General features: G+C 40.5%; 28 protein-coding genes. 22 read left to right on the top strand and 6 right to left on the bottom strand.

The window, feature by feature from the left end; genetic code table 11:
• Positions 1-136: 136 nt before the first annotated feature.
• The gene (locus AC0VYH_RS17675) at positions 137-1,138 is read left to right on the top strand and encodes a protein kinase family protein (protein WP_430241778.1); all 1,002 of its coding nucleotides are present in this window, start codon (positions 137-139) and stop codon (positions 1,136-1,138) included.
• Positions 1,139-1,182: 44 nt separating this feature from the next.
• Here the strand turns inward: AC0VYH_RS17675 and AC0VYH_RS17670 are convergent, their stop codons facing one another.
• Positions 1,183-1,407: a NifU family protein gene (locus AC0VYH_RS17670; protein ID WP_194218998.1), complete on the bottom strand. Its 225-nt coding sequence runs from the start codon at positions 1,405-1,407 to the stop codon at positions 1,183-1,185.
• Positions 1,408-1,618: 211 nt separating this feature from the next.
• Here AC0VYH_RS17670 and AC0VYH_RS17665 point away from each other — a divergent pair, with 211 nt between their 5' ends.
• Positions 1,619-1,927 carry a DUF1462 family protein gene (locus AC0VYH_RS17665; protein WP_194218999.1) on the top strand — a complete coding sequence of 103 codons (309 nt, stop codon included), beginning with the start codon at positions 1,619-1,621 and terminating at the stop codon, positions 1,925-1,927.
• Between the two features lie 81 nt (positions 1,928-2,008).
• Here AC0VYH_RS17665 and AC0VYH_RS17660 read toward each other — a convergent pair whose 3' ends face one another.
• Entirely contained in the window at positions 2,009-3,073 is a 1,065-nt protein-coding gene (locus AC0VYH_RS17660; RefSeq protein WP_283153730.1) for an NAD(P)/FAD-dependent oxidoreductase, read from the bottom strand.
• Positions 3,074-3,290: 217 nt separating this feature from the next.
• Between AC0VYH_RS17660 and AC0VYH_RS17655 the strand changes: the two genes are divergently transcribed.
• From AC0VYH_RS17655 to AC0VYH_RS17590, 14 genes are all read left to right on the top strand, one after another.
• Positions 3,291-3,515 carry a DUF1450 domain-containing protein gene (locus tag AC0VYH_RS17655; RefSeq protein WP_475365729.1) on the top strand — a complete coding sequence of 75 codons (225 nt, stop codon included), beginning with the start codon at positions 3,291-3,293 and terminating at the stop codon, positions 3,513-3,515.
• A gap of 236 nt (positions 3,516-3,751) precedes the next feature.
• Positions 3,752-4,975 (top strand): NupC/NupG family nucleoside CNT transporter, encoded by a 1,224-nt coding sequence (locus tag AC0VYH_RS17650; protein WP_404683161.1) that lies wholly within the window; start codon positions 3,752-3,754, stop codon positions 4,973-4,975.
• Between the two features lie 136 nt (positions 4,976-5,111).
• On the top strand, positions 5,112-5,351 hold the full coding sequence (locus AC0VYH_RS17645; RefSeq protein WP_226615075.1) for a hypothetical protein: 240 nt from the start codon (positions 5,112-5,114) through the stop codon (positions 5,349-5,351).
• 21 nt (positions 5,352-5,372) lie between these two features.
• Positions 5,373-6,233, top strand: a complete 861-nt coding sequence (gene dapF, locus AC0VYH_RS17640) for a diaminopimelate epimerase (protein ID WP_430241772.1) — start codon at positions 5,373-5,375, stop codon at positions 6,231-6,233.
• 327 nt (positions 6,234-6,560) lie between these two features.
• Positions 6,561-6,917: a HesB/IscA family protein gene (locus tag AC0VYH_RS17635; RefSeq protein WP_283153732.1), complete on the top strand. Its 357-nt coding sequence runs from the start codon at positions 6,561-6,563 to the stop codon at positions 6,915-6,917.
• A gap of 367 nt (positions 6,918-7,284) precedes the next feature.
• Positions 7,285-8,037 carry a sugar phosphate isomerase/epimerase family protein gene (locus AC0VYH_RS17630; protein WP_475372841.1) on the top strand — a complete coding sequence of 251 codons (753 nt, stop codon included), beginning with the start codon at positions 7,285-7,287 and terminating at the stop codon, positions 8,035-8,037.
• 129 nt (positions 8,038-8,166) lie between these two features.
• A complete protein-coding gene (locus AC0VYH_RS17625; protein WP_430241768.1) occupies positions 8,167-9,156 on the top strand; it encodes a LacI family DNA-binding transcriptional regulator in 990 nt (329 codons plus the stop codon).
• Between the two features lie 90 nt (positions 9,157-9,246).
• Positions 9,247-10,560 carry an ABC transporter substrate-binding protein gene (locus tag AC0VYH_RS17620; protein ID WP_226615069.1) on the top strand — a complete coding sequence of 438 codons (1,314 nt, stop codon included), beginning with the start codon at positions 9,247-9,249 and terminating at the stop codon, positions 10,558-10,560.
• 150 nt (positions 10,561-10,710) lie between these two features.
• The gene (locus tag AC0VYH_RS17615; RefSeq protein ID WP_430241766.1) at positions 10,711-12,057 is read left to right on the top strand and encodes a carbohydrate ABC transporter permease; all 1,347 of its coding nucleotides are present in this window, start codon (positions 10,711-10,713) and stop codon (positions 12,055-12,057) included.
• 36 nt (positions 12,058-12,093) lie between these two features.
• Entirely contained in the window at positions 12,094-12,921 is an 828-nt protein-coding gene (locus AC0VYH_RS17610; RefSeq protein ID WP_098444829.1) for a carbohydrate ABC transporter permease, read from the top strand.
• Between the two features lie 22 nt (positions 12,922-12,943).
• The gene (locus AC0VYH_RS17605) at positions 12,944-13,663 is read left to right on the top strand and encodes a ThuA domain-containing protein (protein ID WP_430241764.1); all 720 of its coding nucleotides are present in this window, start codon (positions 12,944-12,946) and stop codon (positions 13,661-13,663) included.
• Between the two features lie 24 nt (positions 13,664-13,687).
• Positions 13,688-14,716: a Gfo/Idh/MocA family protein gene (locus AC0VYH_RS17600; RefSeq protein ID WP_475372840.1), complete on the top strand. Its 1,029-nt coding sequence runs from the start codon at positions 13,688-13,690 to the stop codon at positions 14,714-14,716.
• Between the two features lie 4 nt (positions 14,717-14,720).
• Complete coding sequence (locus AC0VYH_RS17595; protein WP_475372839.1) at positions 14,721-15,761, top strand: Gfo/Idh/MocA family protein; 1,041 nt, start codon at positions 14,721-14,723, stop codon at positions 15,759-15,761.
• A 21-nt stretch (positions 15,762-15,782) separates the two neighbouring features.
• Positions 15,783-16,751, top strand: a complete 969-nt coding sequence (locus AC0VYH_RS17590) for a sugar phosphate isomerase/epimerase family protein (RefSeq protein WP_475372838.1) — start codon at positions 15,783-15,785, stop codon at positions 16,749-16,751.
• A 55-nt stretch (positions 16,752-16,806) separates the two neighbouring features.
• Here the strand turns inward: AC0VYH_RS17590 and AC0VYH_RS17585 are convergent, their stop codons facing one another.
• Entirely contained in the window at positions 16,807-17,628 is an 822-nt protein-coding gene (locus AC0VYH_RS17585) for an SDR family oxidoreductase (RefSeq protein WP_194219015.1), read from the bottom strand.
• Between the two features lie 191 nt (positions 17,629-17,819).
• Between AC0VYH_RS17585 and AC0VYH_RS17580 the strand changes: the two genes are divergently transcribed.
• Positions 17,820-18,011, top strand: coding sequence for a hypothetical protein (locus tag AC0VYH_RS17580; RefSeq protein WP_475367889.1), 192 nt, complete (start codon positions 17,820-17,822; stop codon positions 18,009-18,011).
• A gap of 49 nt (positions 18,012-18,060) precedes the next feature.
• Here AC0VYH_RS17580 and AC0VYH_RS17575 read toward each other — a convergent pair whose 3' ends face one another.
• Positions 18,061-18,189, bottom strand: a complete 129-nt coding sequence (locus AC0VYH_RS17575; protein ID WP_475367888.1) for a hypothetical protein — start codon at positions 18,187-18,189, stop codon at positions 18,061-18,063.
• 24 nt (positions 18,190-18,213) lie between these two features.
• Positions 18,214-19,221, bottom strand: coding sequence for an NAD(P)/FAD-dependent oxidoreductase (locus tag AC0VYH_RS17570; protein WP_430241753.1), 1,008 nt, complete (start codon positions 19,219-19,221; stop codon positions 18,214-18,216).
• Positions 19,222-19,592: 371 nt separating this feature from the next.
• On the opposite strand from AC0VYH_RS17570, the gene AC0VYH_RS17565 reads away from it, so the two are divergent.
• The 5 genes from AC0VYH_RS17565 (at position 19,593) to AC0VYH_RS17545 (ending at position 23,128) form a co-directional block, all read left to right on the top strand.
• Positions 19,593-20,795 carry an NAD(P)/FAD-dependent oxidoreductase gene (locus AC0VYH_RS17565; protein ID WP_475367887.1) on the top strand — a complete coding sequence of 401 codons (1,203 nt, stop codon included), beginning with the start codon at positions 19,593-19,595 and terminating at the stop codon, positions 20,793-20,795.
• 214 nt (positions 20,796-21,009) lie between these two features.
• Positions 21,010-21,492, top strand: coding sequence for an NUDIX hydrolase (locus AC0VYH_RS17560; protein ID WP_475367886.1), 483 nt, complete (start codon positions 21,010-21,012; stop codon positions 21,490-21,492).
• Positions 21,493-21,709: 217 nt separating this feature from the next.
• The gene (locus tag AC0VYH_RS17555) at positions 21,710-21,850 is read left to right on the top strand and encodes a YuiA family protein (protein ID WP_194219020.1); all 141 of its coding nucleotides are present in this window, start codon (positions 21,710-21,712) and stop codon (positions 21,848-21,850) included.
• A 249-nt stretch (positions 21,851-22,099) separates the two neighbouring features.
• A complete protein-coding gene (locus tag AC0VYH_RS17550) occupies positions 22,100-22,417 on the top strand; it encodes a YuiB family protein (protein WP_194219021.1) in 318 nt (105 codons plus the stop codon).
• 123 nt (positions 22,418-22,540) lie between these two features.
• The gene (locus tag AC0VYH_RS17545; protein ID WP_430241796.1) at positions 22,541-23,128 is read left to right on the top strand and encodes a 3D domain-containing protein; all 588 of its coding nucleotides are present in this window, start codon (positions 22,541-22,543) and stop codon (positions 23,126-23,128) included.
• 46 nt (positions 23,129-23,174) lie between these two features.
• On the opposite strand, the gene AC0VYH_RS17540 is transcribed toward AC0VYH_RS17545, so the two are convergent.
• Complete coding sequence (locus tag AC0VYH_RS17540) at positions 23,175-23,984, bottom strand: cobalamin-binding protein (protein WP_475372837.1); 810 nt, start codon at positions 23,982-23,984, stop codon at positions 23,175-23,177.
• Positions 23,985-23,988 lie beyond the last annotated feature (4 nt).

The following is a 23,988-nucleotide window of genomic DNA, read 5'->3' as shown; positions in this document are numbered from 1 at the left end:
TATTGGATGTTATTGATTATATTAGTATATGGTAAGTCAGGAAGAAATATGACACTAAACTTCTGTGACTACTTTACACCGATTGGGCGCGCGGGGCATATAGTACGGTATTAAGACGAATTGCCGGAGGGTTAATATGCTTGAACGAGAGGTTTTTCATCAATATGGCATCGTTATAGATCAACATAATGTTAAAAATAGTGGATATTTGCTTCGCACATCTGATCAATCTGAATTTATTTTAAGACGTGCATTAAGTGAACAAGAAAGTGAATTTCCCTGGTATGTAATGGTTGCAAACTTTCTTAATCAACAGAATGAACCTACAATGTTACCGATTTCTTCAAGAAGAGGGAAGTATATAGAGACAATTCAGAATGAGGCGTATGTTCTTTATCAAAAACCGTATGATCGAAATATTCGCATTCATCACAATGATGGGAGTCGGCTAGCGCTATTTCATAGGAAAGCAGGTAATCTCCTAGCAGCTTATAGTGAATTACCAGAAATTCAACCTTGGCAGATGCGGTGGCAGTACAGGATAGACCAACTTGAATCTTTTCGTGAGGAATTGAAGAATCAGACTCAGCCTCTCAGAGAATTTGATGAATGGTTTATAGAAACATTCCCCTATTATTCTGGCTTATCAGAGAATGCGATTCAGTACATTGTGGACTGTGGTATTGACATGGGAATGAATCCATTTCAGATTAGAACTCTTGCGTTTAATCGGTATACAGCCAATTATCACCGTACATCTGAAGGGCTATTTCCGAATGATCTCATCCTTGACCATCCAGCGAGAGATCTTGCTGAGTGGATTAGATATGAGCTAGTTGAGGGCGAGGGGAATTTTGAAGGCATCAGGCAATTTATGTGGAATTATCATGAGAGGCGTACGTTAACTCAAATGGACTGGAATCTACTGTATGCTCGTTTGTTATTCCCTCTTCCATATGTAGAGACAGTGGAGCATTACTATAGTGATGGCAATTTAAAGGAGAAAGAAAAAAGTTTTGTGAATTTAAAGCAACTTGTGAGAAGAGAAGGAGAAAGGGAGGAAATGTACCGTTTGTTGTTTCAGGAATTGATGGGTGAATATGGCAAGCAAATGAGAAGAGTAGATTGGTTAAGTTAAAAATAAAAACCCCCTCCATGACAGAGGGGGTGGATGTGTTTGGTTTAAAATACTTGCTCGAGTTCAGTTACGCCAGGAACTTCTTCAAGAAGTGCGCGTTCAATACCTGCTTTAAGTGTGATAGTGGAACTAGGGCAACTGCCGCATGCTCCCATTAAACGTACTTTAACTACGCCTTCTTCGATGTCTACAAGCTCTACGTCTCCACCGTCACGCAGAAGGAATGGACGTAGTTTATTCAATACATCTTGTACTTGCTCTTGCATCATTCATCGACTCCCTTCATACTTCCATTATACTAATGATTAAGTTAAAAATCTATGTGCTAATGTAGAATGATTATAATTCTCATCCTAACTTTATCATGGTATGAATCCATATACAAGATTGGAACATGAAAAAGGCGAATGCTTCTTTTCTACATGATAGGAATAGGGTACAATGAAGGTAAATTGATTGAATAGAAAGGACGTTTTCACCATGGAAGAAGTACTCGTCTATGGAGCAGGTGAGCGCTGTGCAAGCTGTGTAAACTTGCCTTCTTCAGAAGAAACGGCTGAATGGCTTAAAGCGGCCCTCGACCGCAAGTATCCTGATCGCCAAATAGTCGTTCGATATATTGACATTCATAGTAAACTCTCCGGTTATGAGGCGGCTTTTGCTTCAAAAGTGATTGATGAAGATCTGTTCTATCCAGTTGTTGTCGTCCGAAATGAAATTGTGTCAGAAGGTAACCCTAAATTAAAAGACTTATATGCTGTTCTAGAAGACCGTTCTGCAACGGCTTAAATGATAAAACCCGTGAACAAATTTGTTCACGGGTTTTATCTTACGAAAAAGTATATTTACTTCTTATAAAGGTCAACCTTATTAACCGTTATGATTCTTATACATCCATAATATACCTGACTTGAGTAGACGAGGAACTCGGCCAGTAAGTGGACGATTCGCCATGACACCAAAGCCATGCTTGCTTCCGAGTGAGCCAAGCGTTCCTTTGATTTTAATTGGTGGAAGCGCAGGTGGCGTTTCTTTTTTCCATTGCTTCTGCAATACGAGAGCAATTTGTTCTGCTTGTTCCTCAGCAAGCTGAGCACTTGGTGCATGTGGCAAGCTTGCACAGTCTCCTACAACAAAAACATTCTCATGACTTGGAACAGAATGATAGTCATTTAATACAATACGCTTCTGGGCATCTTTTTCAACGTCAAGATCTCTTACGATTTTGTTAGGCTGGATGCCAGCTGTCCATACAATTGAATCACAGTGGACAGGCTCTCCATGATTAAAGAGCGTATTGGGTTCGACCTTTGTAATATTTGATTCACTAACAACTTCTACATTACGCTCCTCAAACCAGGATTGAACGTATTTTCCAAGTCGTTCTGGGAAGGCAGAAAGAATAGTGTGTCCTCGATCAAATAGCTTAATTTGAAGATCTGGCCTACTTTCATGAAGTTCACTTGCTAGCTCCACTCCACTAAGTCCTGCACCAACAATACCAACGACAGATTTAGCGCCGAGGTTGTTCAATACTTCATACGTTCTTCGAGATGAATCAATCGTTTGAATGCTTAGAGTATGAACATCTGCACCTGGTACGTTATGATACTTATCTTCGCATCCTAGTCCAATGACGAGCGTGTCATATGCAAGGTCATCATCGTCATTTAGGTGAATGACATTTGAATCTAGATTTATACTAGTGATTTCGCCGTATTTGATTTCTAGCTTCTTATGAACTGGGAATTGAACACGTATGTGATGATCACTTGCTGTTCCAGCGGCAAGGGCATAATATTCGGTTTTCATACTGTGATAAGGGTTGCGGTCAACAAGCGTAATTGTGAGGTCTTCTGGTAGATCAGATGCAAATAATTTCTGTAGGATACGCATACCACCGTATCCGCCGCCTAATAGCACTAGCCTTTTCATGATAAGAGGTCCCCTTTAATAAAATTGCATAACGCTGTCTCCCTATAATAAGTAGAAAAGATGAAGAAGAAATGATGAATTAGGAAGAAAAAAGGAAGCGACACGCGCTATAATATAGTTATACGATTCATTATGTTATGACAGTTAAAAGTATAGCGAAACTGTGACTTATGTACAATAACATTTCTTAAATGCTTAACTGAGGAGTGGCTTTACTGTGAAGACAATCGAATTTTGTGCGGGAAACTTGAGAGAGAATAAGCTCGTATGGGAGGCCCTGGAGAAGATCCACGATATTGAATTAATTGACTACGGCTGTCTTGGTTATTGTGGGAACTGCTACTCTGAGTCTTTTGCTATCGTAGATGGACGTTTAGTAAATGCGGATACATCTGAAGCTTTAATAGAGAAAATAATGCGAAAATTAATCGATGAAAATTAAGGGCTTTCATTGCTCAGTTTCTGTGTTATAATGACAAAGGTCCATTGAAGTCTAATAGAGAGAGAACGGACTTTTTATTTTCCGCGTACACGCGAAAAATGTCGAATATTCAGATAACAAAACACTGTTTGTAAGCGCTGTATTTAGCTAATTGCTATAATATTTCTATTTAAAATCTGGTAATGGGGGAGGCTATGCTTATAAACGGGTTCAATAATTAACAAGGGGTGTAAAATATGCAAATTTTATGGGGATTCGGTGGTATGGCTGTGTTATTTGCCATCGCACTAATCTTTTCTACAAATCGCAAAGCGATTAACCTACGTACGGTACTGGGTGCACTTGCCATTCAGGTTGCATTTGCATTTGTAGTATTAAAATGGGAAGCGGGTAAAGCTGCTTTAAAACAACTATCACTATTCGTTCAGGATATTATTGGATATGCAAATGAAGGAATTGGCTTCCTTTTCGGTGGCTTAATTGGAAATGAAGACATTGGAATGATCTTTGCATTTCAAGTACTAACGATCATTATTTTCTTCTCTTCTCTTATTTCTGTGCTCTATTACCTTGGAATTATGCAGTGGGTTATCCGTATTCTTGGTGGAGCAATTTCATGGGCGCTTGGAACAAGTAAAGCGGAGTCACTCTCAGCTACTGCAAATATCTTTGTTGGTCAAACAGAAGCGCCACTTGTCATCAAACCTTATTTAGATAAAATGACGAAATCAGAACTTTTTGCAGTTATGACAGGAGGACTTGCTTCGGTAGCTGGTTCGGTCCTAATTGGTTATTCTTTATTAGGTGTACCGCTTGAGTATTTACTAGCGGCAAGTTTCATGGCAGCACCAGGTGGATTGTTAATGGCTAAGCTCATCATGCCAGAGACTGAAACACCAGAAACAGCGAAAGAAATTAAGATGGAAAGAAACGAAGATCACGTAAACGTGATTGACGCTGCTGCACATGGTGCATCAGATGGTCTGAAACTTGCTTTAAACGTTGGAGCGATGCTTCTTGCGTTTATCGCATTGATTGCCCTGCTAAACGGTTTACTTGGAGCAGTAGGTGGATGGTTTGGCGCAGGAAGCATAACGATTCAGCAAATTCTTGGGTATATCTTCTCACCACTTGCCTTTGTTATTGGTGTTCCGTGGCAAGATGCTGTTCAAGCAGGTAACTACATTGGACAGAAGTTAATTCTTAATGAATTTGTAGCTTTCTCTTCTTTCGGTCCAGAAATTAGTGCTGGGAACCTAACTGACAAATCAGTTGCGATTATCAGTTTTGCTCTTTGTGGATTTGCGAACTTCTCTTCTCTTGCTATTTTACTTGGAGGCCTTGGAGGTCTAGCGCCTAAACGTCGTCCTGAAATTGCAAAGCTTGGAATGCGCGCAATCCTTGCAGGTACGCTTGCAAACCTTTTAAATGCTGCAATCGCAGGTATGCTAATTTTCTAATTTTGAAAGCCTCTTTTATAGAGGCTTTTTTTTATATCGTTTTGATTGGTTGTATTGAAAACGGAAGGCGAAGCGGTGTTGTTTTTTGCCTGTTTTACGGTATACTTGTCTAAATAATAGACAGGGGGGATCACTCGTGAGTAGCTTTGAACATACATTGCCATATGATCGTATGATGGGGGACGTCTATGTTCCGCATTGTCCATTTTGTCATAGTGAGAATGTTTTAACGCCTATGACAGAACGAGATTACCAACAAGGTTGTGAAGAAATCAAAACAAGACTCGTGATGCCTTGCTGTAACGGCAAGCTCATGATTGAGAAAATTGATAGTGATTATTTCTGGACGACAGAAGCTGTTCGAAAGAGCCATTAAAATATAGAAAGAGTGAAAGCATTGCAAGAGATAACATATACAAAAATGCATGGTCTTGGTAACAATTACATTTACATCAACTTATTTGAGCAAAAGTTAGAAGAAAAGAACCTTCCTCAATACGCAAGAGAAGTATCGGATGTTTACACGGGTATAGGATCGGATGGAATGATCTTGATTTGCCCATCCGATCAAGCAGAAGTGAAGATGAGAATTTTTAATAAAGATGGTTCTGAAGGGAAAAACTGTGGCAATGGCCTCCGCTGCGTAGCTAAGTATGCATATGAAAACCAGCTGGTTTCTTCAACGAAATTTGCCATTGAAACGCTAGCAGGACTTGTACAGGCAGAAGTTCATTTAGCGGGTGATCGTGTGGAGACTGTTACGATTGATATGGGGAGACCGGAGTGGACAAGAGGAAGTCTTCCAATGATCGGAAATTCAGAAGACGAAGTTATTGATGAAACGGTGTTTTTTGAAGAAGAACCGCTTCAAATGACGGGAGTATCGATGGGGAATCCTCACATGGTGATGTTTGTCGATAATATAGAAAAGGCTCCTCTCACAACAGCAGGACCTTATTTTACAGATCATCAGCTATTCCCAGAAAGTATTAATGTTGAATTTGTTGAAGTAGTCTCTAGCAGTGAATACCATTTTCGAGTATGGGAGAGAGGCTCTGGTATTACTCAAGCTTGTGGAACAGGCGCATGTGCAGCAGTAGTAGCAGGCGTATTAAATAACAAAACATTAAAGGGTACAGAGGTGACAGTTCATCTCGCAGGCGGCGATCTGGAAATTACGTGGGATGAAGATGATCACATCTGGATGACAGGTCCAGCAGTGACGATATCAACTGGAGTTTATTATACAGGGAAATAACTGGATATTTGTAAATGATAGGATATTGATTTAGAATAATAAGTGGTTATGAATAGAAGGATCATTCAAGACTCCGACTGTGAAAAGATACGGCGTGAAATTCTATGCGCAAAAATGACTCAAGCCGATATAGTACTTGGCTTGAATTACCCGGAACTATTGGCATATGGTCAAAAACTTGATAAGAAGCATAATCTGATATTACAGTTGAAATACAATCATCAGGCTAGCGAAGTGAGTATTTCTGTTTGATAGTGTTCAATTGTTGAGCTTAGTTCTATAGCACGATATACTAATAGTAGCATTACGGTGATTGGAGGGATTTAAATGATCCATTTATCTGAAGCTGCAGCAGCACAGGTAAAAGAAATGATGAAGCAAGAAGAAGGCGACAATCTTTATTTACGCGTAGGTGTTAAAGGTGGCGGCTGTACTGGTTTAAGCTACGGCATGGGCTTTGATACAGAAATGAAGGAAGATGATCAAGCTCTCGACGCTCAGCATGGCGTAACGATTATTATGGATAACGAAAGCGCACCCGTTTTAAACGGTGTGAATATTGATTATAAACAAAACATGATGGGCGGCGGATTCACCATCGATAATCCGAACGCGATCGCATCATGCGGCTGTGGTTCTTCGTTTAAAACAGCGACCAACGCTGGTACGCCGGAGAATTGTTAAGAAATTAAATATCGGATAGGGTGAGTCATGACCCGTATCTTAAAGCTTCTCCAACGTTCAATTGTTTATTGAACGTGTGGGGGAGTTTTTTTATTACTCTCTTTCCATTATAGGTTTTGCCTTAAGCTCTCTGAACAATTTATGAGCTTTTTAAATGTAACCTTAATCCAGATTCAATAATGAAAAATTTCTTTTTTTATGTCTAAAAAAAGGGATTTTAGTCGTTCCATCGAACACAGTGATGGTGAAGAAAATTTATCTTCTATGAGAGTTAACATTCAAACGATCAATTTGTAAATTTACAAATTGATCGACTTTGCCAGGAAGAATGGAATGTCTATTCTAATTATGAAAAGGAGTGTCACACATGATTGAAATTGGAGTTGGGTTACAACTTTACACGTTGAGAAACGAATGTGACAAGGATTTCTTCGAAACGTTAATAAGAGTAGAGGCCATAGGCTACGAAGGTGTTGAACTTGCAGGATTGCATGGATATGAACCATCAGAAGTAAAAAACAAATTAGATGAACTTGGGTTAAGCGTCATTGGACATCATATCCCGATTGAGCGGATTGAAAACGATTTGGAAACTGTTATAGAGGAACAAAAAGTACTTGGAAACAGCCGAATTATTTGCCCGTGGCTTCCACCTGAAAGAAGAAGTCATGAGGACTTTTTAAAGGTAGCTAAGATCATGAAGAATGCAGCGGAAATTTGTACTGAGCATCAAATGGAATTAGGATATCACCATCATGATTTTGAACTTGGTCGAAGTATTGAAGGTAGTGAGCTGTTCGGAATTTTAGAGGCGCATTCTTCCATTCAGGCTGAATTTGATATTTATTGGCTTAACCAGGTTGGTCATGATCCAGTTGAGTGGATGCAAAAGTTCTCAGGTAGAACACCAATCATTCATTTAAAGGACCGCTTGGATGATGAGAGAGAAGCAACGGCTATTCTTGGCACTGGTAACATTGCGATTCAGGAAGTAGTGGAGCAGGGGCAGGCATGCGGCGTAAAATGGTGGGTTGTTGAGCAGGATGAATGTGATGTTGATCCGATTGAAAGTGTGACTCAGAGTTATAAATATTTAAGAGAAATACAGCTAAAAAAATAAAATGGTTAAAATATTCAAAAAATAATGTTGAAGATTCTGTGAACTTACGTTATGCTGTTTGTAATCGATTTCATGAAATCGGTTACAAACGAAGGGAGGTTCTTTTGTACTTTCTGAGGAGGATGAAACATGGCAACAATTGCTGATGTCGCACACTATACAGGTCTATCACGAGCGACTGTGTCACGTGTCATCAATGATTATCCACACGTAACTAAAGACAAGCGTGAATTAGTTCATAAGGCAATGAGGGAACTAGGTTACTTTCCTAATACATCAGCTAGAAACTTGCGAAATCGAAGAACAAATCTAGTAGCTGTGTTAATTCCAAGATTAACGAATCCGTTTTTTACACTGGTTCTTAATGGAATTGAAAGCGTGGCTGAAGCGAATGGATTTCAATTGATCATTTGTCAGACGAAATCTAGTAAAAAGAAGGAACTCGAATACTTGAATTTGTTACAGACGAAGCAAGTTGATGGTGTTATTTTCACTTCGATTGAAAATAATTGGGAAGAAATTCAGTCCTACACGGCACATGGACCGATTATACTTTGTAATGAATATCATCACGATGCGACGGTACCAATGGTTCGATTGAATCAAGTTCAGGGGAGTTATTTAGGAACAAAGCATTTAATTGAGCGAGGACATAAGCGGATTGCTTATTGTATGGGCTCAACAAGCGGGTTGTCTAATGATCGCCGTAAAGGAGTCTTTCAAGCGATTGAAGAAGCTGGCCTAGAAATAAAGCCAGAATGGATCTTCCAAGATACATACACAATGGAAGACGGCGTAAGAACGTTTAACAAAATTCTTGAATTAACTGAACGACCAACGGCTATCTTTACCGGAGGAGATGAAGTGGCAGCTGCAATGGTGAAGGAAGCAAAGCGAAATGGATTAGATGTTCCGAAAGATATAGCGATACTCGGATTTGACGATCAGCCAATTGCCAGCTTAATTGAACCAGAGCTAACAACCATTTATCAACCCGGTGCAGAAATTGGCGGACAAGCTATGTCTATTTTTATTGATTGTTTAAAAGGGCAGTGTGAGCGTACAACTCAAAGTGTTAAAGAATTACCACTATCGCTTGTTATTCGTAACTCTACATAACTTGCGATAAATGTAAGCGTTAACTTGTTTATTGAAATCGATTACAATTTTGAAATCGATTTCAACCAAATCTAAGGGGGATTTAGTATTATGCGAATTATGAAGAATAGTAAACTACTTTTTATCGTTTTGGCTCTTATCCTAGTTCTATCGGCATGTAGTTCTTCAAACAATTCTTCAAGTAATAACAACAGTTCTGGTGATGAAAATGCAAGTTCAGGTGACGAAGAGAAAGTAACACTCGTTTATGCGCGTGGTAAAGATGCAACAGGTGCAACCGATGTAATGGTTGAGGAATTTATGAAGCAAAACCCGAATATCGAAATCGAATTCCGCGAGATGCCGACCGACACAGGAGCACAGCACGATGCTTATGTCACAATGTTGAACGCTGAATCATCAGAAATTGATGTATTCGATATCGATGTAATCTGGCCAGCTGAATTCGCTCAAGCAGGATATGTGCTTCCATTAGACCGTTTTATTGAAAAAGACGGTATTAACATGGACGATTACAACCAGGGACCAGTTACGGCAGCAACATTTAACGGAAAGCAGTGGGCGATGCCTAAATTTATTGATACTGGTATGCTTTTCTATCGCTCTGACTTAGTATCTGAAGCTCCAAAAACGTGGGATGACTTGATGACTCAAGCTTCTGAGCTAAAAGGTGAAGACGGTACGAAGTTTGGTTACCTCATGCAAGCGAAGCAATATGAAGGTCTTGTAACAAACGCAGTTGAATTTGTCGGTTCTTACGGCGGTGCGTTTATTGATGAGAATGGAGAAGTTGTTATCAATAGCCCTGAAGCGATCAAAGGTATTTCAAAAATGGTTGAAATCGCAAACTCTGATTTCGTTCCAGGTAACATCAATACGTTTACTGAAGTAGAATCTCATACTGCATTTATTGAAGGTCAATCTCCATTTATCCGTAACTGGCCATATCAATTCGCACTTGCGAATGATGAAGAACAGTCTAAGATTGTTGGAAACGTAGAAGTAGCTCCACTTCCTGAAGGTGACGCTGGTTCTGCTTCAGCCCTTGGCGGTTGGATGGCAGCCATCAATAATTTCTCTGAACATCCTCAAGAAGCATGGGAGTTCTTGAAGTTTATGACTGGTAAAGAAGGACAAAAAATTGATGCAATTAAAGGTTCACACGCTCCAACAATTCCTGCTCTGTTCGAAGATGAAGAAATTATCGAAGCGAACCCATTCTTTGGAGAAGAAGGATTCCAAACAGCTCTTGAAGCAGCGGTTTCACGTCCGGTAGCACCAAACTACCCTGAAATCTCTGAAATCATTCAAATTCACATTTCTAAAGCGATCGCAGGAGAAGAAACTCCTGAAGAAGCAGCGGCTGCAATGGAAAAAGAAATGAATGAAAAGCTAGAAAAATAATAGAGAAGGTCATTAGCCTTCAATACGAAGGCTAATGTCTTTCCTACATATTCTTTGAAAGAAATTTCATAGTATCAAAAAGCGGTGTTTAGTTGCGATCTTAACTGAGTGAGCAACAAGACACTTTTTCCTAAAGAGAGGAGCGTTGGTATGCAGACAGATATCGATCCAAAAGAGCCTATTAAAGTGGAGAAACAGCCCAAAAAGAAGAAAAAAAACGATGCGGTTGTCGGTTATTTACTTCTTGCCCCAGCACTGATTCTAATTCTAGCAATTTCTATTTGGCCAGTTTTCCAGTCATTTTATTTTAGTCTTTTCGACCTTCGTCTCAATGAACCAACTAAATCAGAAGTCCATCTCGATTATCAAATTGACCTGGACCGCTATTTGCAAAACTATCCCTTCCTAGTCGGGGCAATTAATTCTGAAATTGATAATGGAAATTCAAGTGAAGAGCTGACCGAGATGAAAACAACATTAGAAAATCTCGATGCCAGTATTAAAGAAAACCCGCAAGCAGCAGAAAATTATGACGTGATTAATGAAAAGCTAGACAAGTTTGAAAATATTCCTGACGATATGAAGTACGTTGAAATTGATGAAAGCGTAGCAGAGGATTTTACGTCTTCCGTTAAAACAATCAATAATGATTTAATGTCGATCAATGAAAATGGAAGTTTGGAAAAAGGCGATAAGATTGTTGGTTTATCATCCGCACTAACTGAAATTGTTGTTGAACCGAACTTCATTGGACTTGAGCATTACAAAGAAAATTTAACTGATCAGCGGATGTGGAAGTCTCTTTGGAACACGAGTGTATTTACATTTATTTCTGTTCTAGCTGAGCTCATACTTGGTCTAGCGATTGCTCTCCTTATTAACAAAGCTTTCTTAGGGCGAGGATTAATTCGTGCAAGTATCCTAATTCCGTGGGCGATTCCAACAGCGGTAGCAGCCCTCATGTGGAAGTTCCTTTATGATGGTCAAAACGGTATTGTAGCGAAGCTCTTTGAAGATGTTGGATTGATCGATCGAATGTCGATGCTTCTCACTACGGATACAGGTGCAATGTTCTCTGTTATCTTCGCTGATGTGTGGAAAACGACACCATATATGGCTTTACTTCTTCTAGCAGGACTGCAAACGATCCCATCTTCCCTCTATGAAGCCGCATCAATTGATGGAGCGAATAAGTGGAAGCAGTTTGTAACGATTACATTACCACTTTTGAAAACAAGTCTTCTCGTTGCTCTCTTATTCCGTACTCTAGATGCATTCCGAGTGTTTGACTTAATTTATGTATTAACTGGCGGAGGTCCAGCGAATTCAACCGAAACGATCTCGATGCTCGCTTATACATTGATGTTTACTCAGACAAACTTTGGTGAAGGTTCAGCTATTTCAGTAGTTGTATTCATCTGTGTTGCCATAATTTCTGGAATCTTTATTAAATTACTCGGTGCAGAACTAATAAACGACGGAACTGGAAAGAAATGAGAATGTATTTTATCATGAAGAAGGAGGGACAGCCAGATGAATAAGAAAGCGGGACCGATGTTTTACGTTTTCCTAGTTGTGTTTGTTTTTGTTGTCATGTTTCCGTTCTTATGGATGCTTGCAAGTTCGATTAAACCACTAACAGAGCTCTTTGGTGAAAAAGCGTTCAATCCTTTTACGAATAACCCAACTCTACAAAACTATGTATCCGTTTTCGTAGATTATCCTTTCCCTCGCTATCTTTGGAACAGTACCGTTGTAGCGACAATTACGACTGTGTACACCGTACTGGTCGCTTCATTCGCTGCTTATTCCATCGCGCGTCTGAATTTTAAAGGAAAACCGATTATATTGGGGATTGTCTTATCTGTATCCATGTTCCCACAAGTAGCGACGATTTCACCAATCTATATTTTTCTAAAAAACTTAGGTCTTACAAATAGCTATCTTGGCTTAATCATCCCGTACACAACGATCACGCTGCCATTATCGATCTGGCTTCTCGTTACGTTCTTCCGTAAAATTCCGTTCGATCTTGAAGAAGCAGCGAAAATCGATGGAGCATCACTATGGCAAACGTATTGGAAAGTGATTATGCCACTTGCTGTACCAGGTATTTTTACAACAGCCATTCTCGTATTTATTGCAGCCTGGAATGAATTCTTGTTTGCCCTTACGATTAACACGGCTGATAAGTTTAAAACGGTCCCGGTCGGAATTGCCCTGTTTCAGGGTCAGTATACGATCCCTTGGGGAGAAATTTCAGCAGCGACCGTTGTTGTAACCGTTCCTCTTGTCATTATGGTTTTGATTTTCCAAAGAAGAATCGTGTCAGGATTAACATCAGGTTCAGTTAAAGAATAGATAAAAATAGGAGTGGATTTTAATGCTAAACGTAACCGTATGGAATGAAAATCGTCATGAACAGAGTAGTGAAGAAGTAAGAAGCGTGTATCCAAACGGAATTCACGGTGCCATTGCTGAATTTCTAAAAGAGGATTTTGAAGTGAAAACGGCCACTTTGGACGAGCCTGAACATGGCTTATCTGAAGAGGTGCTGAACAACACGGACGTTCTTCTCTGGTGGGGACATATCGCGCATGAAGAAGTATCTGATGAAATTGTGAATCGCGTTCATCAACGAGTTCTTGATGGAATGGGGCTTATCGTCCTTCATTCTGGTCACTTCTCTAAAATTTTCAAGAAGCTAATGGGGACAGGCTGTGATTTGAAATGGCGTGAAGCGGATGAGAAAGAGAGAATGTGGATTGTCGATCCAACCCATCCGATTGCGGAGGGACTTGGTGAGAAAATTGAGCTTGAGAGAGAAGAAATGTATGGTGAGCATTTTGATATCCCAGCACCAGATGAACTTGTGTTTGTAAGCTGGTTTGAAGGCGGAGAAGTCTTCAGAAGCGGTTGTACATATAAGAGAGGACAAGGAAAGGTTTTCTATTTCAGACCTGGTCATGAGACATATCCAACTTATTACAATAAAGAGATCCAGCAGGTTATGAAAAATGCTGTAGCCTGGGCTAAACCTACGACGATACCAAAGCCAGTCTATGGAAATGCAAAACCGCTAGAAACCATTGCGTCTAAATAAGAGATTGAATGAGGAGGAGAAACCATGAATGAATTAAAAATTGGTGTTATCGGATGTGGGAGTATTGCGAAACACCGTCATTTACCAGAATACGCGGCAAACACACAAATAAAAATTGCTGCTGTGTGCGATATTGTGAAAACAAGAGCAGATGAAACAGCGGTTCTTTACGGAGCAAAGTCCTATGAAAGCTATGAGGAGCTACTGCAAAATAGTGAGATTGATGCTGTAAGTGTTTGTACGCCAAACTACCTTCATGCCCCGATTTCTATTGCTGCATTAAAAGCAGGAAAGCATGTTCTTTGCGAAAAGCCAATGGCAACATCACGTGCAGATGCTGAAGAAATGATTGAAGCAGCTCGCACAAGTGGGAAGAACTTAATGATTGCTCACAATCAACGCTTCGTTCCTTCCCACGCAAAGGCGAGAGACATTCTAGCAAGCGGTGAAATTGGCAAAGTGTATAGCTTTAGAACAGCTTTTGGACATCCTGGACCTGAAGGTTGGAGTGTGGATGGGAAAGATAGCTGGTTCTTCGAGAAAGAGAAAGCATTTATTGGAGCAATGGGAGATCTTGGTGTGCATAAGACCGATCTTATCCGCTATTTATTAAATGAAGAGATCGTAGAGGTAGGCTCGTTTGTTGAAACAAGTGCGAAGGAGTTTGCTACAGTTGATGATAATGCAGTGTGTATTTTAAAATCTGAAAGCGGTATTATTGGAACGCTAGCTGCAAGCTGGGCTTATACAGCGAGTGAAGATAATTCAACGATTATCTATGGCGAAAAAGCGATTCTTAGACTTGAAGACGATCCAGTGAATTCGCTTGTTGTTCAGTATCAGACAGGTGAAGTGGTGAAATATGAGCTTGGTGGTATTCAAACAAATGATAGCGGCGGCCAATCGAGTTCACAGGTTATCGACAAGTTCGTAGATAGCATTGTGTCGGATAAAGACGTTCCTGTAAGCGGTATGGAAGGGATGAATTCTCTTCAAGTGGTTCTCGCAGCACTAGAATCAAATGAAACGAAGAAAATCGTTAACCTGAGGTGATCAAGTGAATAAATTACGTATGGGGATTATCGGGTCTGGCGGCATCGCCCAGTCCCGGCATATCCCAGCATACCAGCAGCTCTCTGAACAAGTAGAGTTGTTTGGTGTTTATGATGTCGATTATGAAAAAGCGCAGCAGGTAGGGCTTTCTTGTCATATTCCTAATGTGTACGAGCATGTACAGGATATGCTAAATGAAGTAGATGCCGTTACGATTTGCACACCGAATAAATTTCATGCGGATCTAGCTGAGCAAGCTCTACTCGCAGGTGTTCATGTTCTCTGTGAAAAGCCAATGGCGATGACAGTTGCCGAATGTGATCGGATGATTGCAGCAGAGAAAAAGTCTGGCAAAATCTTATCCATCGCTTATCATTATCGCTTCATGAAGGAACCGCGTGCGGCACGTCAACTTATTCAAGAGAATGAAATCGGTGATCCAATGGTTGCAAGAGTTCAAGCCCTTCGTCGCCGAAAGGTTCCTGGCTGGGGCGTGTTTACGAATAAACAGCTTCAAGGCGGCGGTAGCTTAATAGATTATGGATGCCACTTTCTTGATTTAAGTATGTGGCTAATGGGCAACGCGAAGCCTGTTGAAGTGTCAGGAACAACATACAATCGTTTAAGCAAAACGCCTGAACAAGTGAACCAGTGGGGAGCATTTGATCACGAGACGTTTAATGTGGATGATCATGTCACGGCATATATCCGTTTTGATAATAATATTTCTATGCTCTTTGAAACATCCTGGTCAGCCAACATTGCAGAGGACAAAGAGTCTGTTAGTATCTCCGGTAGTGATGGGGGTCTCGATGTTTTTCCATTTCAATTAAATAAAGCTCAGCACGGCATGCTTTTAAATACGAGCAGTCAATGGGTACCAGGAGATGAGGACCCAGGATTGCCTCAAGCTGCGAATTTTGTGAACAGCAGTCTTGGACTAGAGGAACCGATCGTAAAATCAGAAGAGGCGAGACGTGTGTCACAAGTAATTGAAGCAATTTATGAAAGCTGTACAACTGGGAGAAGCATTCGACTTGATTAAAAACATAAGAGGAGTGGTCCTATGAAACTAGGTGTATTTACTGTACTATTCTCAGATAAGTCATTCGAAGAGATGCTCGATCATGCGAAAGCATCTGGACTTAAAGCGGTGGAAATCGGAACGGGAGGTTATCCAGGTAATGCTCATTGCAATCTGGATGAATTGCTCGAAAGTGAAGAGAAGCGCTTGGAATATCTTGATAAAGTTCATTCAAGAGGACTCGAAATTAGTGCTTTTAGTTGTCACGGAAATCCGATTTCTCCTGATAAGAAATTTGCTGAGGAGTGCCACGACACTTTCGTTAAGACTGTGAAATTAGCATCGGCAATGAACGTTCCAGTAGTGAATACATTCTCAGGAACGCCCGGTGATAGCGAAGACGCGAAAAACCCAAATTGGCCAGTAACGCCATGGCCAGCGGAGTACTCAGATATTTTGAAGTGGCAATGGGAAGTGAAGCTAGTTCCTTATTGGAAAGAGTGGGGGCAATTTGCTAAGGATCATAATGTGAAAATAGGTCTTGAGCTTCATGGTGGTTTTCTTGTCCATACACCTTACACGATGCTTAAGCTTCGTGAGCTAACTTGTGACGCAATCGGTGCAAACCTCGATCCAAGTCACATGTGGTGGCAAGGAATTGACCCTGTCGCAGCCATTAAAATTCTTGGAAAAGAAAATGCGATTCATCATTTCCATGCGAAGGACACGTATATCGATCAGGATAATGTGAACATGCATGGATTAACAGACATGCAGCCCTATGGAGAAGTGAAGACACGAGCATGGACGTTCCGTTCTGTTGGTTGTGGACATAGTAATCAAGAATGGTCTCACATGATGAGCGCACTTCGTACATATGGCTATGACCATGTTGTAAGCATTGAACACGAAGATCCACTTATGTCTATTAACGAAGGCTTCCAAACGGCTGTTAAGAACCTTCAATCTGTTTTAATTGTTGACCAGCCGACTGAAATGTGGTGGGCTTAAGTTTATTTATAAAGAAACCCCGATGCCAGTTGCATCGGGGTTTTGCTTTTTTATCTTACTCTGTTTCCTTTTTCCATTGCTCATCGATTAACATCTTACCAGGCCATGTATACGCCATAATCCCACCATCAGCTGTAATATCTTCACCTGTCACATAAGAGCTATCGTCAGATGCTAAGAAAAGAGCGACCTTCGCCATTTCATCTGGGCGACCAAGTCTACCAAGTGGTGTAATCCACTTATTCGCATCTCTAAATTTCTGACCCATTTCTTCTTCTTTTGAACCGGCAAGCTCATCAATAAGTGGCGTTTCAATCGTACCAGGAGAGAGAGAGTTTACTCGTATTCCCTGTCTTGCATAGTCGATTGCCATGGCTTTTGTAAAGTTTGTAATGCCACCTTTTGCTGCGTTGTAGCCTGAACGATCCAGATCAGCTGCTCGACCTGACATCGATGACGTATTAATAATCGATCCACCATTATCCATCATGAGTGGAAGTAAGTATTTGCTTGTTAAAAATGTACCGCGCAAGTCAACTGAAACAATACGATCGAATAATTCGACTGGGTATTCGTGGACTTTTCCACCTTCCTGGTCAACCCCTGCGTTATTAAAGAGAACATCAATCGTGCCATATTCCTCTTTGACTTGGTTAGCAAAACTCGTTACGCTTTCCTCACTTGATACATCAACGTGGAAAGTTTTTACATTACCTCCGTTGTTATTTAGCTTCTCAGCTGTTTTACTCATCTCTTCTGTATTAACATCAGCACATAAAACCGTAGCTCCTTCTTTTGCGAAAAGCTCAACAGTGGCTTGTCCAATACCAGTTGCAGCTCCAGTAATTACCGCTGTTTTATTTTGTAATCTACTCATTGATAAGTCCTCCTGTAAACAGATTATTTTAAGTCTATTTTGGGTTTACCCGCTTCAAGAAGAAAATAATCACAAGGAATGTGCTGTTAAGAAAATATTTTTCATGGAAAAATACGGTACTAGTGTAAACTATTTGTCATATCTCATGAATTCTGTCGGTGATAAAATGACTGTATAAGGAGGGGATTCTGTTGTTTACTGTAAAGATACATGAAGAGGGATCTGAAGATTTAGAGGTGGAGAATTTTGAAGTGCGCTATCAAGCTAATGTCGCATTTAAAGAAAAAACGCTCACATACTCGAATCGTTCAGGGCGTTATGAAATTACGTTGAATGGTTCAGGTGAAGAAATTCTAGCAACCAAAGTAGGTCTTGGTTGGTGAAAACATACATATTAAAAACCCCGTACAAGTGTACGGGGTTTTTAACGTCTTAGTGAGAAGAATGGAAAAGGTTTTGTTTAACGGTTTTCCAGTTCGGTTTTGGCGTATCTTTAAGACTTTTATAAAGAGAGAAGCCAAGACCTGCTACCATCACGATGATAAAGAGAATCTCATCCATGTTTACGCCTCACTTTCCTTGAACTTACTTTTTTTTATCGAAAAGACTAGTGCTGTGAAGCGGCTGTACCTTTGCATCAGGATCCATATAGGATTTGGCATTATTAACAGCTGTTGGTGCTTCACCAAATCCAGAGGCGATAAGCTTTACTTTGCCGTCATATGTAGCAACATCACCAGCTGCATAAATACCAGGAATGTTTGTTTCCATTTTGGTATTAACAACAATGGAGTTCTTTTCAATATCAAGGCCCCATTCTTTAATTGGTCCAAGAGAAGAAATGAAGCCGTAGTTCACAATAACTGCATCCACGTCTTTCGTTATTTTCTCTTCACCTTTAACTTGCTCGAGAACAACCTGGTTAATGCGTTCTCCGTCACCAATGAATTCAGTAATGTTATACGGCGTTTGAATGTTTACAGAAGAGTTCATAAGCTGTTCAACGCTGTGTTCGTGAGCTCTGAACTTATCGCGACGGTGAATAAGTGTTACTTCCTCAGCAATTGGCTCAAGCATATTAGCCCAATCTACTGCGGAATCTCCTCCACCAGCAATAAGAACTTTTTGTCCTGCAAATGCTGTGAGATCATTTACGAAATAGTGAAGGTTCTTTCCTTCATAAAGATCAGCACTTTCTACTTTCAAGCGACGAGGTTGGAAGGCCCCAACACCAGCAGTAATAATAACCGCTCGCGTATAATGCTCTTCTCCTGTGTTTGAACGGAGGTAAAGAGTGCCGTCTTCTTGTTTTGTTACTTCTTCCACAGACTGCTCCAAAGCAACCTCTGGTTGAAATTGATTCGCCTGTTCGACAAGATTATCGACAAGATCTTGTGCGAGAACTTTAGGAAAGCCAGCGACGTCATAAATGTATTTTTCAGGATAGAGTGCAGAGAGCTGCCCTCCAAGCTGTGGCATACTTTCAATAATCTTTACTTTAAGTTGGCGCATACCACCGTAGAATGCGGTAAATAAGCCAACAGGACCTCCACCAATAATCGTTATATCATAAAGTTCATGTTGGTCAGTCATAAGTCAGTCCCCCTATAATTTATTCAATGTGCTTTCATTATTATAATCATAATAAAAACGGAACTAAACCCCTAAGGTGAAAACACCTCTAGAACTTTCATTATAAAGGTTGAAAAAGAAAAAAAAAAGAATATGATTAGAATGGAGCGTCAGATTTGAAAATTTTATGACAAAGTGCGGGCTAGATCACCATTTTTTTCGGTCTAGAACGTGAAATACTTAACAATGTCTCTTGATCCTATTCAATATTGTTCATTTTTGAGAAAGAGATTTTTTATATTTAGCGTTTATTGACGTTTCACGATGGGACAATGCAGGGAAATCTACAATATGTCCTAAAAAAATACCGATAAAAGGTGGATGTGATTCAAGTGAGTAGGCCAAAAATCGCAATTTTAGGTGCAGGGTACGGCGGTATTATGACAGCAGCTCGTCTTCAAAAAGAGATGGGAACAAATGAAGTGGAAGTTACGCTTGTGAATAAGCATGACTATCATTACCAAACAACATGGCTTCATGAACCAGCTGCAGGAACAATGCACCATGACAAAACAAGAATTATGATCAAAGATGTCATTGATATGAACAAAATCAAATTTATTAAAGACACAGTCGTAGAAGTAAAGCCGGATGAAAAGCGCGTCATTCTTTCTAACAGTGAACTTGAATACGATTACCTTGTGCTAGCACTTGGTTTTGAACCAGCTACGTTTGGTATTAAGGGTCTTAAAGAAAATGCCTTCAGTATTCGTAGCGTAAACTCCGTTCGTAAAATTCGTGAACACATTGAATACCAGTTCGCAAGCTACAATAATGAGTCTAAGCGTCGCGATGATCTTCTAACCATCATTGTGGGTGGCGCAGGATTCACTGGAATTGAATTTGTTGGTGAACTTGCTGAACGTGTTCCTGAACTGTGCAAAGAGTTCGATATCCCTCGTGATCGCGTTAAAATCATTAATGTGGAAGCGTCCCCAACTGTTCTTCCTGGTTTTGATGAGGAGCTTGTAGAATACGGAATGAATCTACTTGAGCGTAAAGGTGTGGAATTCCGTACGAGCACAATGATCAAAGAAGTAACAGAAGACGGCGTTATCTTGGGTGAGGATGAAGAAGTGAAGGCAGCGACAGTTGTTTGGACTGGTGGCGTGCAAGGCAACTCCATCGTTGCAAATTCTGGCTTCGAAACAAACCGCGGCCGTGTTCCTGTTCGTAAAGATCAGCGTACACCGGATTACGATAATGTTTTCGTTGTTGGAGATTGTGCTCTTCTTATTAACGAAGAAATCAATCGTCCATTCCCTCCAACGGCTCAGGTTGCGATTCAAGCTGCTGGAGCTGTATCTAAGAACTTATTGAGCCTTGTGCGTGGGAAAGAGCTTGAGAGCTTTACTCCTGACATCAAAGGTACGGTTGCTTCACTTGGTAAAGGCGAAGCGATTGGTAAAGTTGGGAATAAAAAGCTCTATGGTAGCACAGCGTCTGCTATGAAAAAAGTGATTGATAATCGCTATCTCTTCATGCTTGGTGGGCCAGGGCTTGTCTGGAAAAAAGGTAAGCTTAAGCTATTTTAAGATCATTCGATAAAGAGGGCAAAGACGTCATGTCTTTGCCTTTTTTTGCTCTTATGAAATGATTCATTTGTGATCAGCGCAATAAGAAAAACGAAGGCGATCGTCATAAAGGAGATGACGATCAGCCAAGTTTTTCTAATCTATTCAATAGAATAGGGGCTATAGTAAAGTCTATGAACGTACTACTTTATTTATTCCAGGGGAGGATTTCGATTTGACCGAAAGGGGAAAAGTATGGTTGGCAGCAGCAGGCATTGTGGAATTTGAGGGGAAGTATCTCGTCGTGATGAAGAAGTATGGTGGTTTAAAAGGGAAATGGTCTTTTCCTGCCGGATTTGTGGATCCGGGTGAAACGGTTGATGAAGCAGCTGTCCGAGAAATTTTTGAAGAAACGGGTATTGTTGCAGAAACGACTGGAATAGCAGGAATTCGTTCAGGTGTCATTAACAAAGATGTAAGTGATAACTTAGTGGTTTTTTATATGAGAAGAACCGGAGGCACGCTAACGTCCGAAACGAATGAAATTGGAGAGTCCCGATTTTTAACAAAGGAGGAACTGCTTACTGATCCACGTACGTCGTCTATGATTCCTTCTTTTCTGAATGAAATGGATCAGTTTATAACGGAGATGAATCCTGGAAATCAATTTCAGTACACGTCTTACAAATTGTTATACTCGAGCCTCAATAAAAAGTAAAGACTTTAAGGCGAATGGAGACACTTCGGTTATAGATGGAAAAGTCCGATTCGCTCACATCACCTCCTAATGGTTGAAATGATTTGATAAATGACGAAATAATCTGATAACTAACGATGTATTCGCTTACACGGGCTGTCAGTGTAAAATTTGGTGTTTTTCTTTTTCAACGATTCTTGGTATATTATCAGAAAATTACAACAAAGGAGTGGTTGATGTGAGAAGACAACAAAATAAGGCGAAAGCAACCGATTGCCCTTATTGCCAGGGAAAGGGGTACTTTCAACTACTTCTTGGTGGATCGGAAACATGTGATAACTGTGGAGGAAGTGGAGCAAAACAAAATCCAACTAACTAAGCGTTTGAGAGCGCTTAGTTTTTCTTTTGGTTCAAAAATAATAATGTGTGGATTGAGGTCTAGCTCCAGCGCCCAGGTCCTCGAGTCGCTTCAGCCTTTCAGTTGAACACAAAGACCGTGTTCAATTGAAAGGCTTCCAGCGCTTGTCGGACCTACCGGGCGCTTGCGCTTTTCTTTTGTTCACCCTCTGTTCATTGACTAAAATGGGACAATCCAGTAAACTAACAATGATTACTCGGGGGTGAAACGATGGCGATTCCACAGCTGATTATTTCGATGCTGCTGTTTATTGTGCTTTTCTTTGGAATTGGATTCCTGCTTAACATGCTTCTACGCTCGACATGGATTATGGCAGTTGTCTATCCTGTAATCGTTATCATGATTATTGATAACGTTACGTTTTTTCAATATTTTTCCTCACCAGGTTCTTCATTTAAAGCGTTAGGTACTGATCTTCTTTCACTAGGAAGTGCCGATGCGATTATTTTAACTGCTGGGCTTGTTGGAGCTGTGTTCGCTGGTGTTGCGATCAGAATGCTTCGTGTAAGAGGATATCAGATGTTCTAAAAGCTTCGCCAATTGTTGGCAGAAGTTTTTTATATGTGTAAAAGCACGTTATCTTGATGAATAGGTTTTCACTTCTCTGGAAATGAATAGATCATGAGAGGAGTGGAAAATGTGCGATTTATCATGCTGATCGCAAAAGGGATGATCTTTACAGGTCTTTTTGCAGCAGCGTTGCTATCAACTTATTTATTATTATCGGGTTTATCAATGCAAGATGTAACGAAGTGGATTTTTCCTCAGCAGACTGTACTCAGTGAAGAGGATAGGACAAGCCTAGCGACCTCTCAGGATTGGTCACAGTATCCAACGCATACCGTAACGGCTACAGGTTATACGGCAGGTGAGGAATCAACAGGGAAAACACCTGAGCATCCTGCATATGGCATCACCTATTCTGGCGTAAAGGTAAAGCGGGATCTCTACTCTACGATCGCTGCCGATACGTCCGTCTTTCCAATTGGTAGTGTACTCTTTATTCCTGAGTATGGCTTTGGGGTTGTAGCAGATACAGGAAGTGCGATAACTGGGAAGAGAATTGATCTCTATTACGACACAGTTAATGATGTTTATAATGAGTGGGGGAAAAAGACACTCGACGTATATCTGATCGAAAAAGGTGATGGAACCTTAACGGAAGAAATGTTGTTAACTTTGAATGAAGAAGAGTCGATGCAAGTTTTCAGACAAGAGTTAATGAGTGAGAAAGAATAACAGAAGCTACAAAACGTCGGAGAGTATACTCTCCGACGTTTTGCGTTTACCTCTCATTTTCTAAGAAAGCATCTTCCCCTTCAAAAGAGGGATAGCGATCAGGATGAAGAATGGCTGCAAGTTTGACGAGGCCGGTCATTAAACGTGGTGAAGGGCGACAATAAAGCCATTCTTCTAGTACATGAATGGGACTTTCTTGAAGCTTGTCCCAGTCCTGACGTTTTTGAACGATTTTTGGATTTACTTTATTCTGTCGAACGCCAACCCAGGCAAGACAAATATGGTCTGGTCTTCGCTTTACGACATCTGCCCAATCTGTTTGAACAGAAGCGAGTTCCACATCACGAAAAGAATTTCTCGCTCCTGCCAGTTCACTAATTTCAGTCAGCCAGTTTGTTTTACCAGGTGTGAAAATGGGCTTTGGCCACCATTCCCAATAGATATCCGGCTTCTCTGGGATTTGATCACTGATTTTCTTGTAATCTTGAATCAATTTTCTGAAACGATTGGAAAGGGAGAGGGCTTCCTGCTTTTTATTTGTAAGCTCTCCAAGAGTAACGAGATCGTTACAAATATCCTCAAGGGAATTGGGATTTAATACTGTATAAGATAGACCAAGTTCGTCCATGCCTTCAATATTTTTCTCCATTCCTGGAACGCTCAGTGATGCGAGAATAAGGTCTGGTTTCAACGCTTCAACTTGCTTCAAATCAATTGAAAGATCGGGACCAAGACGTGGAAGACTCCTGATTTGTTCTGGCCAGTCGGAAAAGTCATCAACACCGACAAGCTGATTTGTTAAACCAAGGTAGGCGCATAGCTCAGTATTACTAGGACACAATGAAACAATTCGCATTTAA

It is taken from the genome of Anaerobacillus sp. QJM3NY_32, assembly GCF_056173645.1.
The sequence above is the reverse complement of the archived record's forward strand: the minus strand, read 5'-3'. Positions and strand labels throughout refer to the sequence as shown.

Bases quoted from the DNA above. Each gene is read 5' to 3' on its own strand.
- AC0VYH_RS17670 (WP_194218998.1), bottom strand. From the start codon at position 1,407: ATGATGCAAGAGCAAGTACAAGATGTATTGAATAAACTACGTCCATTC.
- AC0VYH_RS17665 (WP_194218999.1), top strand. From the start codon at position 1,619: ATGGAAGAAGTACTCGTCTATGGAGCAGGTGAGCGCTGTGCAAGCTGT.
- AC0VYH_RS17550 (WP_194219021.1), top strand. From the start codon at position 22,100: ATGGCGATTCCACAGCTGATTATTTCGATGCTGCTGTTTATTGTGCTT.
- AC0VYH_RS17570 (WP_430241753.1), bottom strand. From the start codon at position 19,221: ATGACTGACCAACATGAACTTTATGATATAACGATTATTGGTGGAGGT.
- AC0VYH_RS17540 (WP_475372837.1), bottom strand. From the start codon at position 23,984: ATGCGAATTGTTTCATTGTGTCCTAGTAATACTGAGCTATGCGCCTAC.
- AC0VYH_RS17630 (WP_475372841.1), top strand. From the start codon at position 7,285: ATGATTGAAATTGGAGTTGGGTTACAACTTTACACGTTGAGAAACGAA.
- AC0VYH_RS17625 (WP_430241768.1), top strand. From the start codon at position 8,167: ATGGCAACAATTGCTGATGTCGCACACTATACAGGTCTATCACGAGCG.
- AC0VYH_RS17600 (WP_475372840.1), top strand. From the start codon at position 13,688: ATGAATGAATTAAAAATTGGTGTTATCGGATGTGGGAGTATTGCGAAA.
- AC0VYH_RS17585 (WP_194219015.1), bottom strand. From the start codon at position 17,628: ATGAGTAGATTACAAAATAAAACAGCGGTAATTACTGGAGCTGCAACT.
- AC0VYH_RS17605 (WP_430241764.1), top strand. From the start codon at position 12,944: ATGCTAAACGTAACCGTATGGAATGAAAATCGTCATGAACAGAGTAGT.
- AC0VYH_RS17575 (WP_475367888.1), bottom strand. From the start codon at position 18,189: ATGGATGAGATTCTCTTTATCATCGTGATGGTAGCAGGTCTTGGCTTC.
- AC0VYH_RS17675 (WP_430241778.1), top strand. From the start codon at position 137: ATGCTTGAACGAGAGGTTTTTCATCAATATGGCATCGTTATAGATCAA.
- AC0VYH_RS17590 (WP_475372838.1), top strand. From the start codon at position 15,783: ATGAAACTAGGTGTATTTACTGTACTATTCTCAGATAAGTCATTCGAA.
- AC0VYH_RS17650 (WP_404683161.1), top strand. From the start codon at position 3,752: ATGCAAATTTTATGGGGATTCGGTGGTATGGCTGTGTTATTTGCCATC.
- AC0VYH_RS17660 (WP_283153730.1), bottom strand. From the start codon at position 3,073: ATGAAAAGGCTAGTGCTATTAGGCGGCGGATACGGTGGTATGCGTATC.
- AC0VYH_RS17620 (WP_226615069.1), top strand. From the start codon at position 9,247: ATGCGAATTATGAAGAATAGTAAACTACTTTTTATCGTTTTGGCTCTT.
- AC0VYH_RS17610 (WP_098444829.1), top strand. From the start codon at position 12,094: ATGAATAAGAAAGCGGGACCGATGTTTTACGTTTTCCTAGTTGTGTTT.
- AC0VYH_RS17545 (WP_430241796.1), top strand. From the start codon at position 22,541: ATGCTGATCGCAAAAGGGATGATCTTTACAGGTCTTTTTGCAGCAGCG.
- AC0VYH_RS17635 (WP_283153732.1), top strand. From the start codon at position 6,561: ATGATCCATTTATCTGAAGCTGCAGCAGCACAGGTAAAAGAAATGATG.
- AC0VYH_RS17615 (WP_430241766.1), top strand. From the start codon at position 10,711: ATGCAGACAGATATCGATCCAAAAGAGCCTATTAAAGTGGAGAAACAG.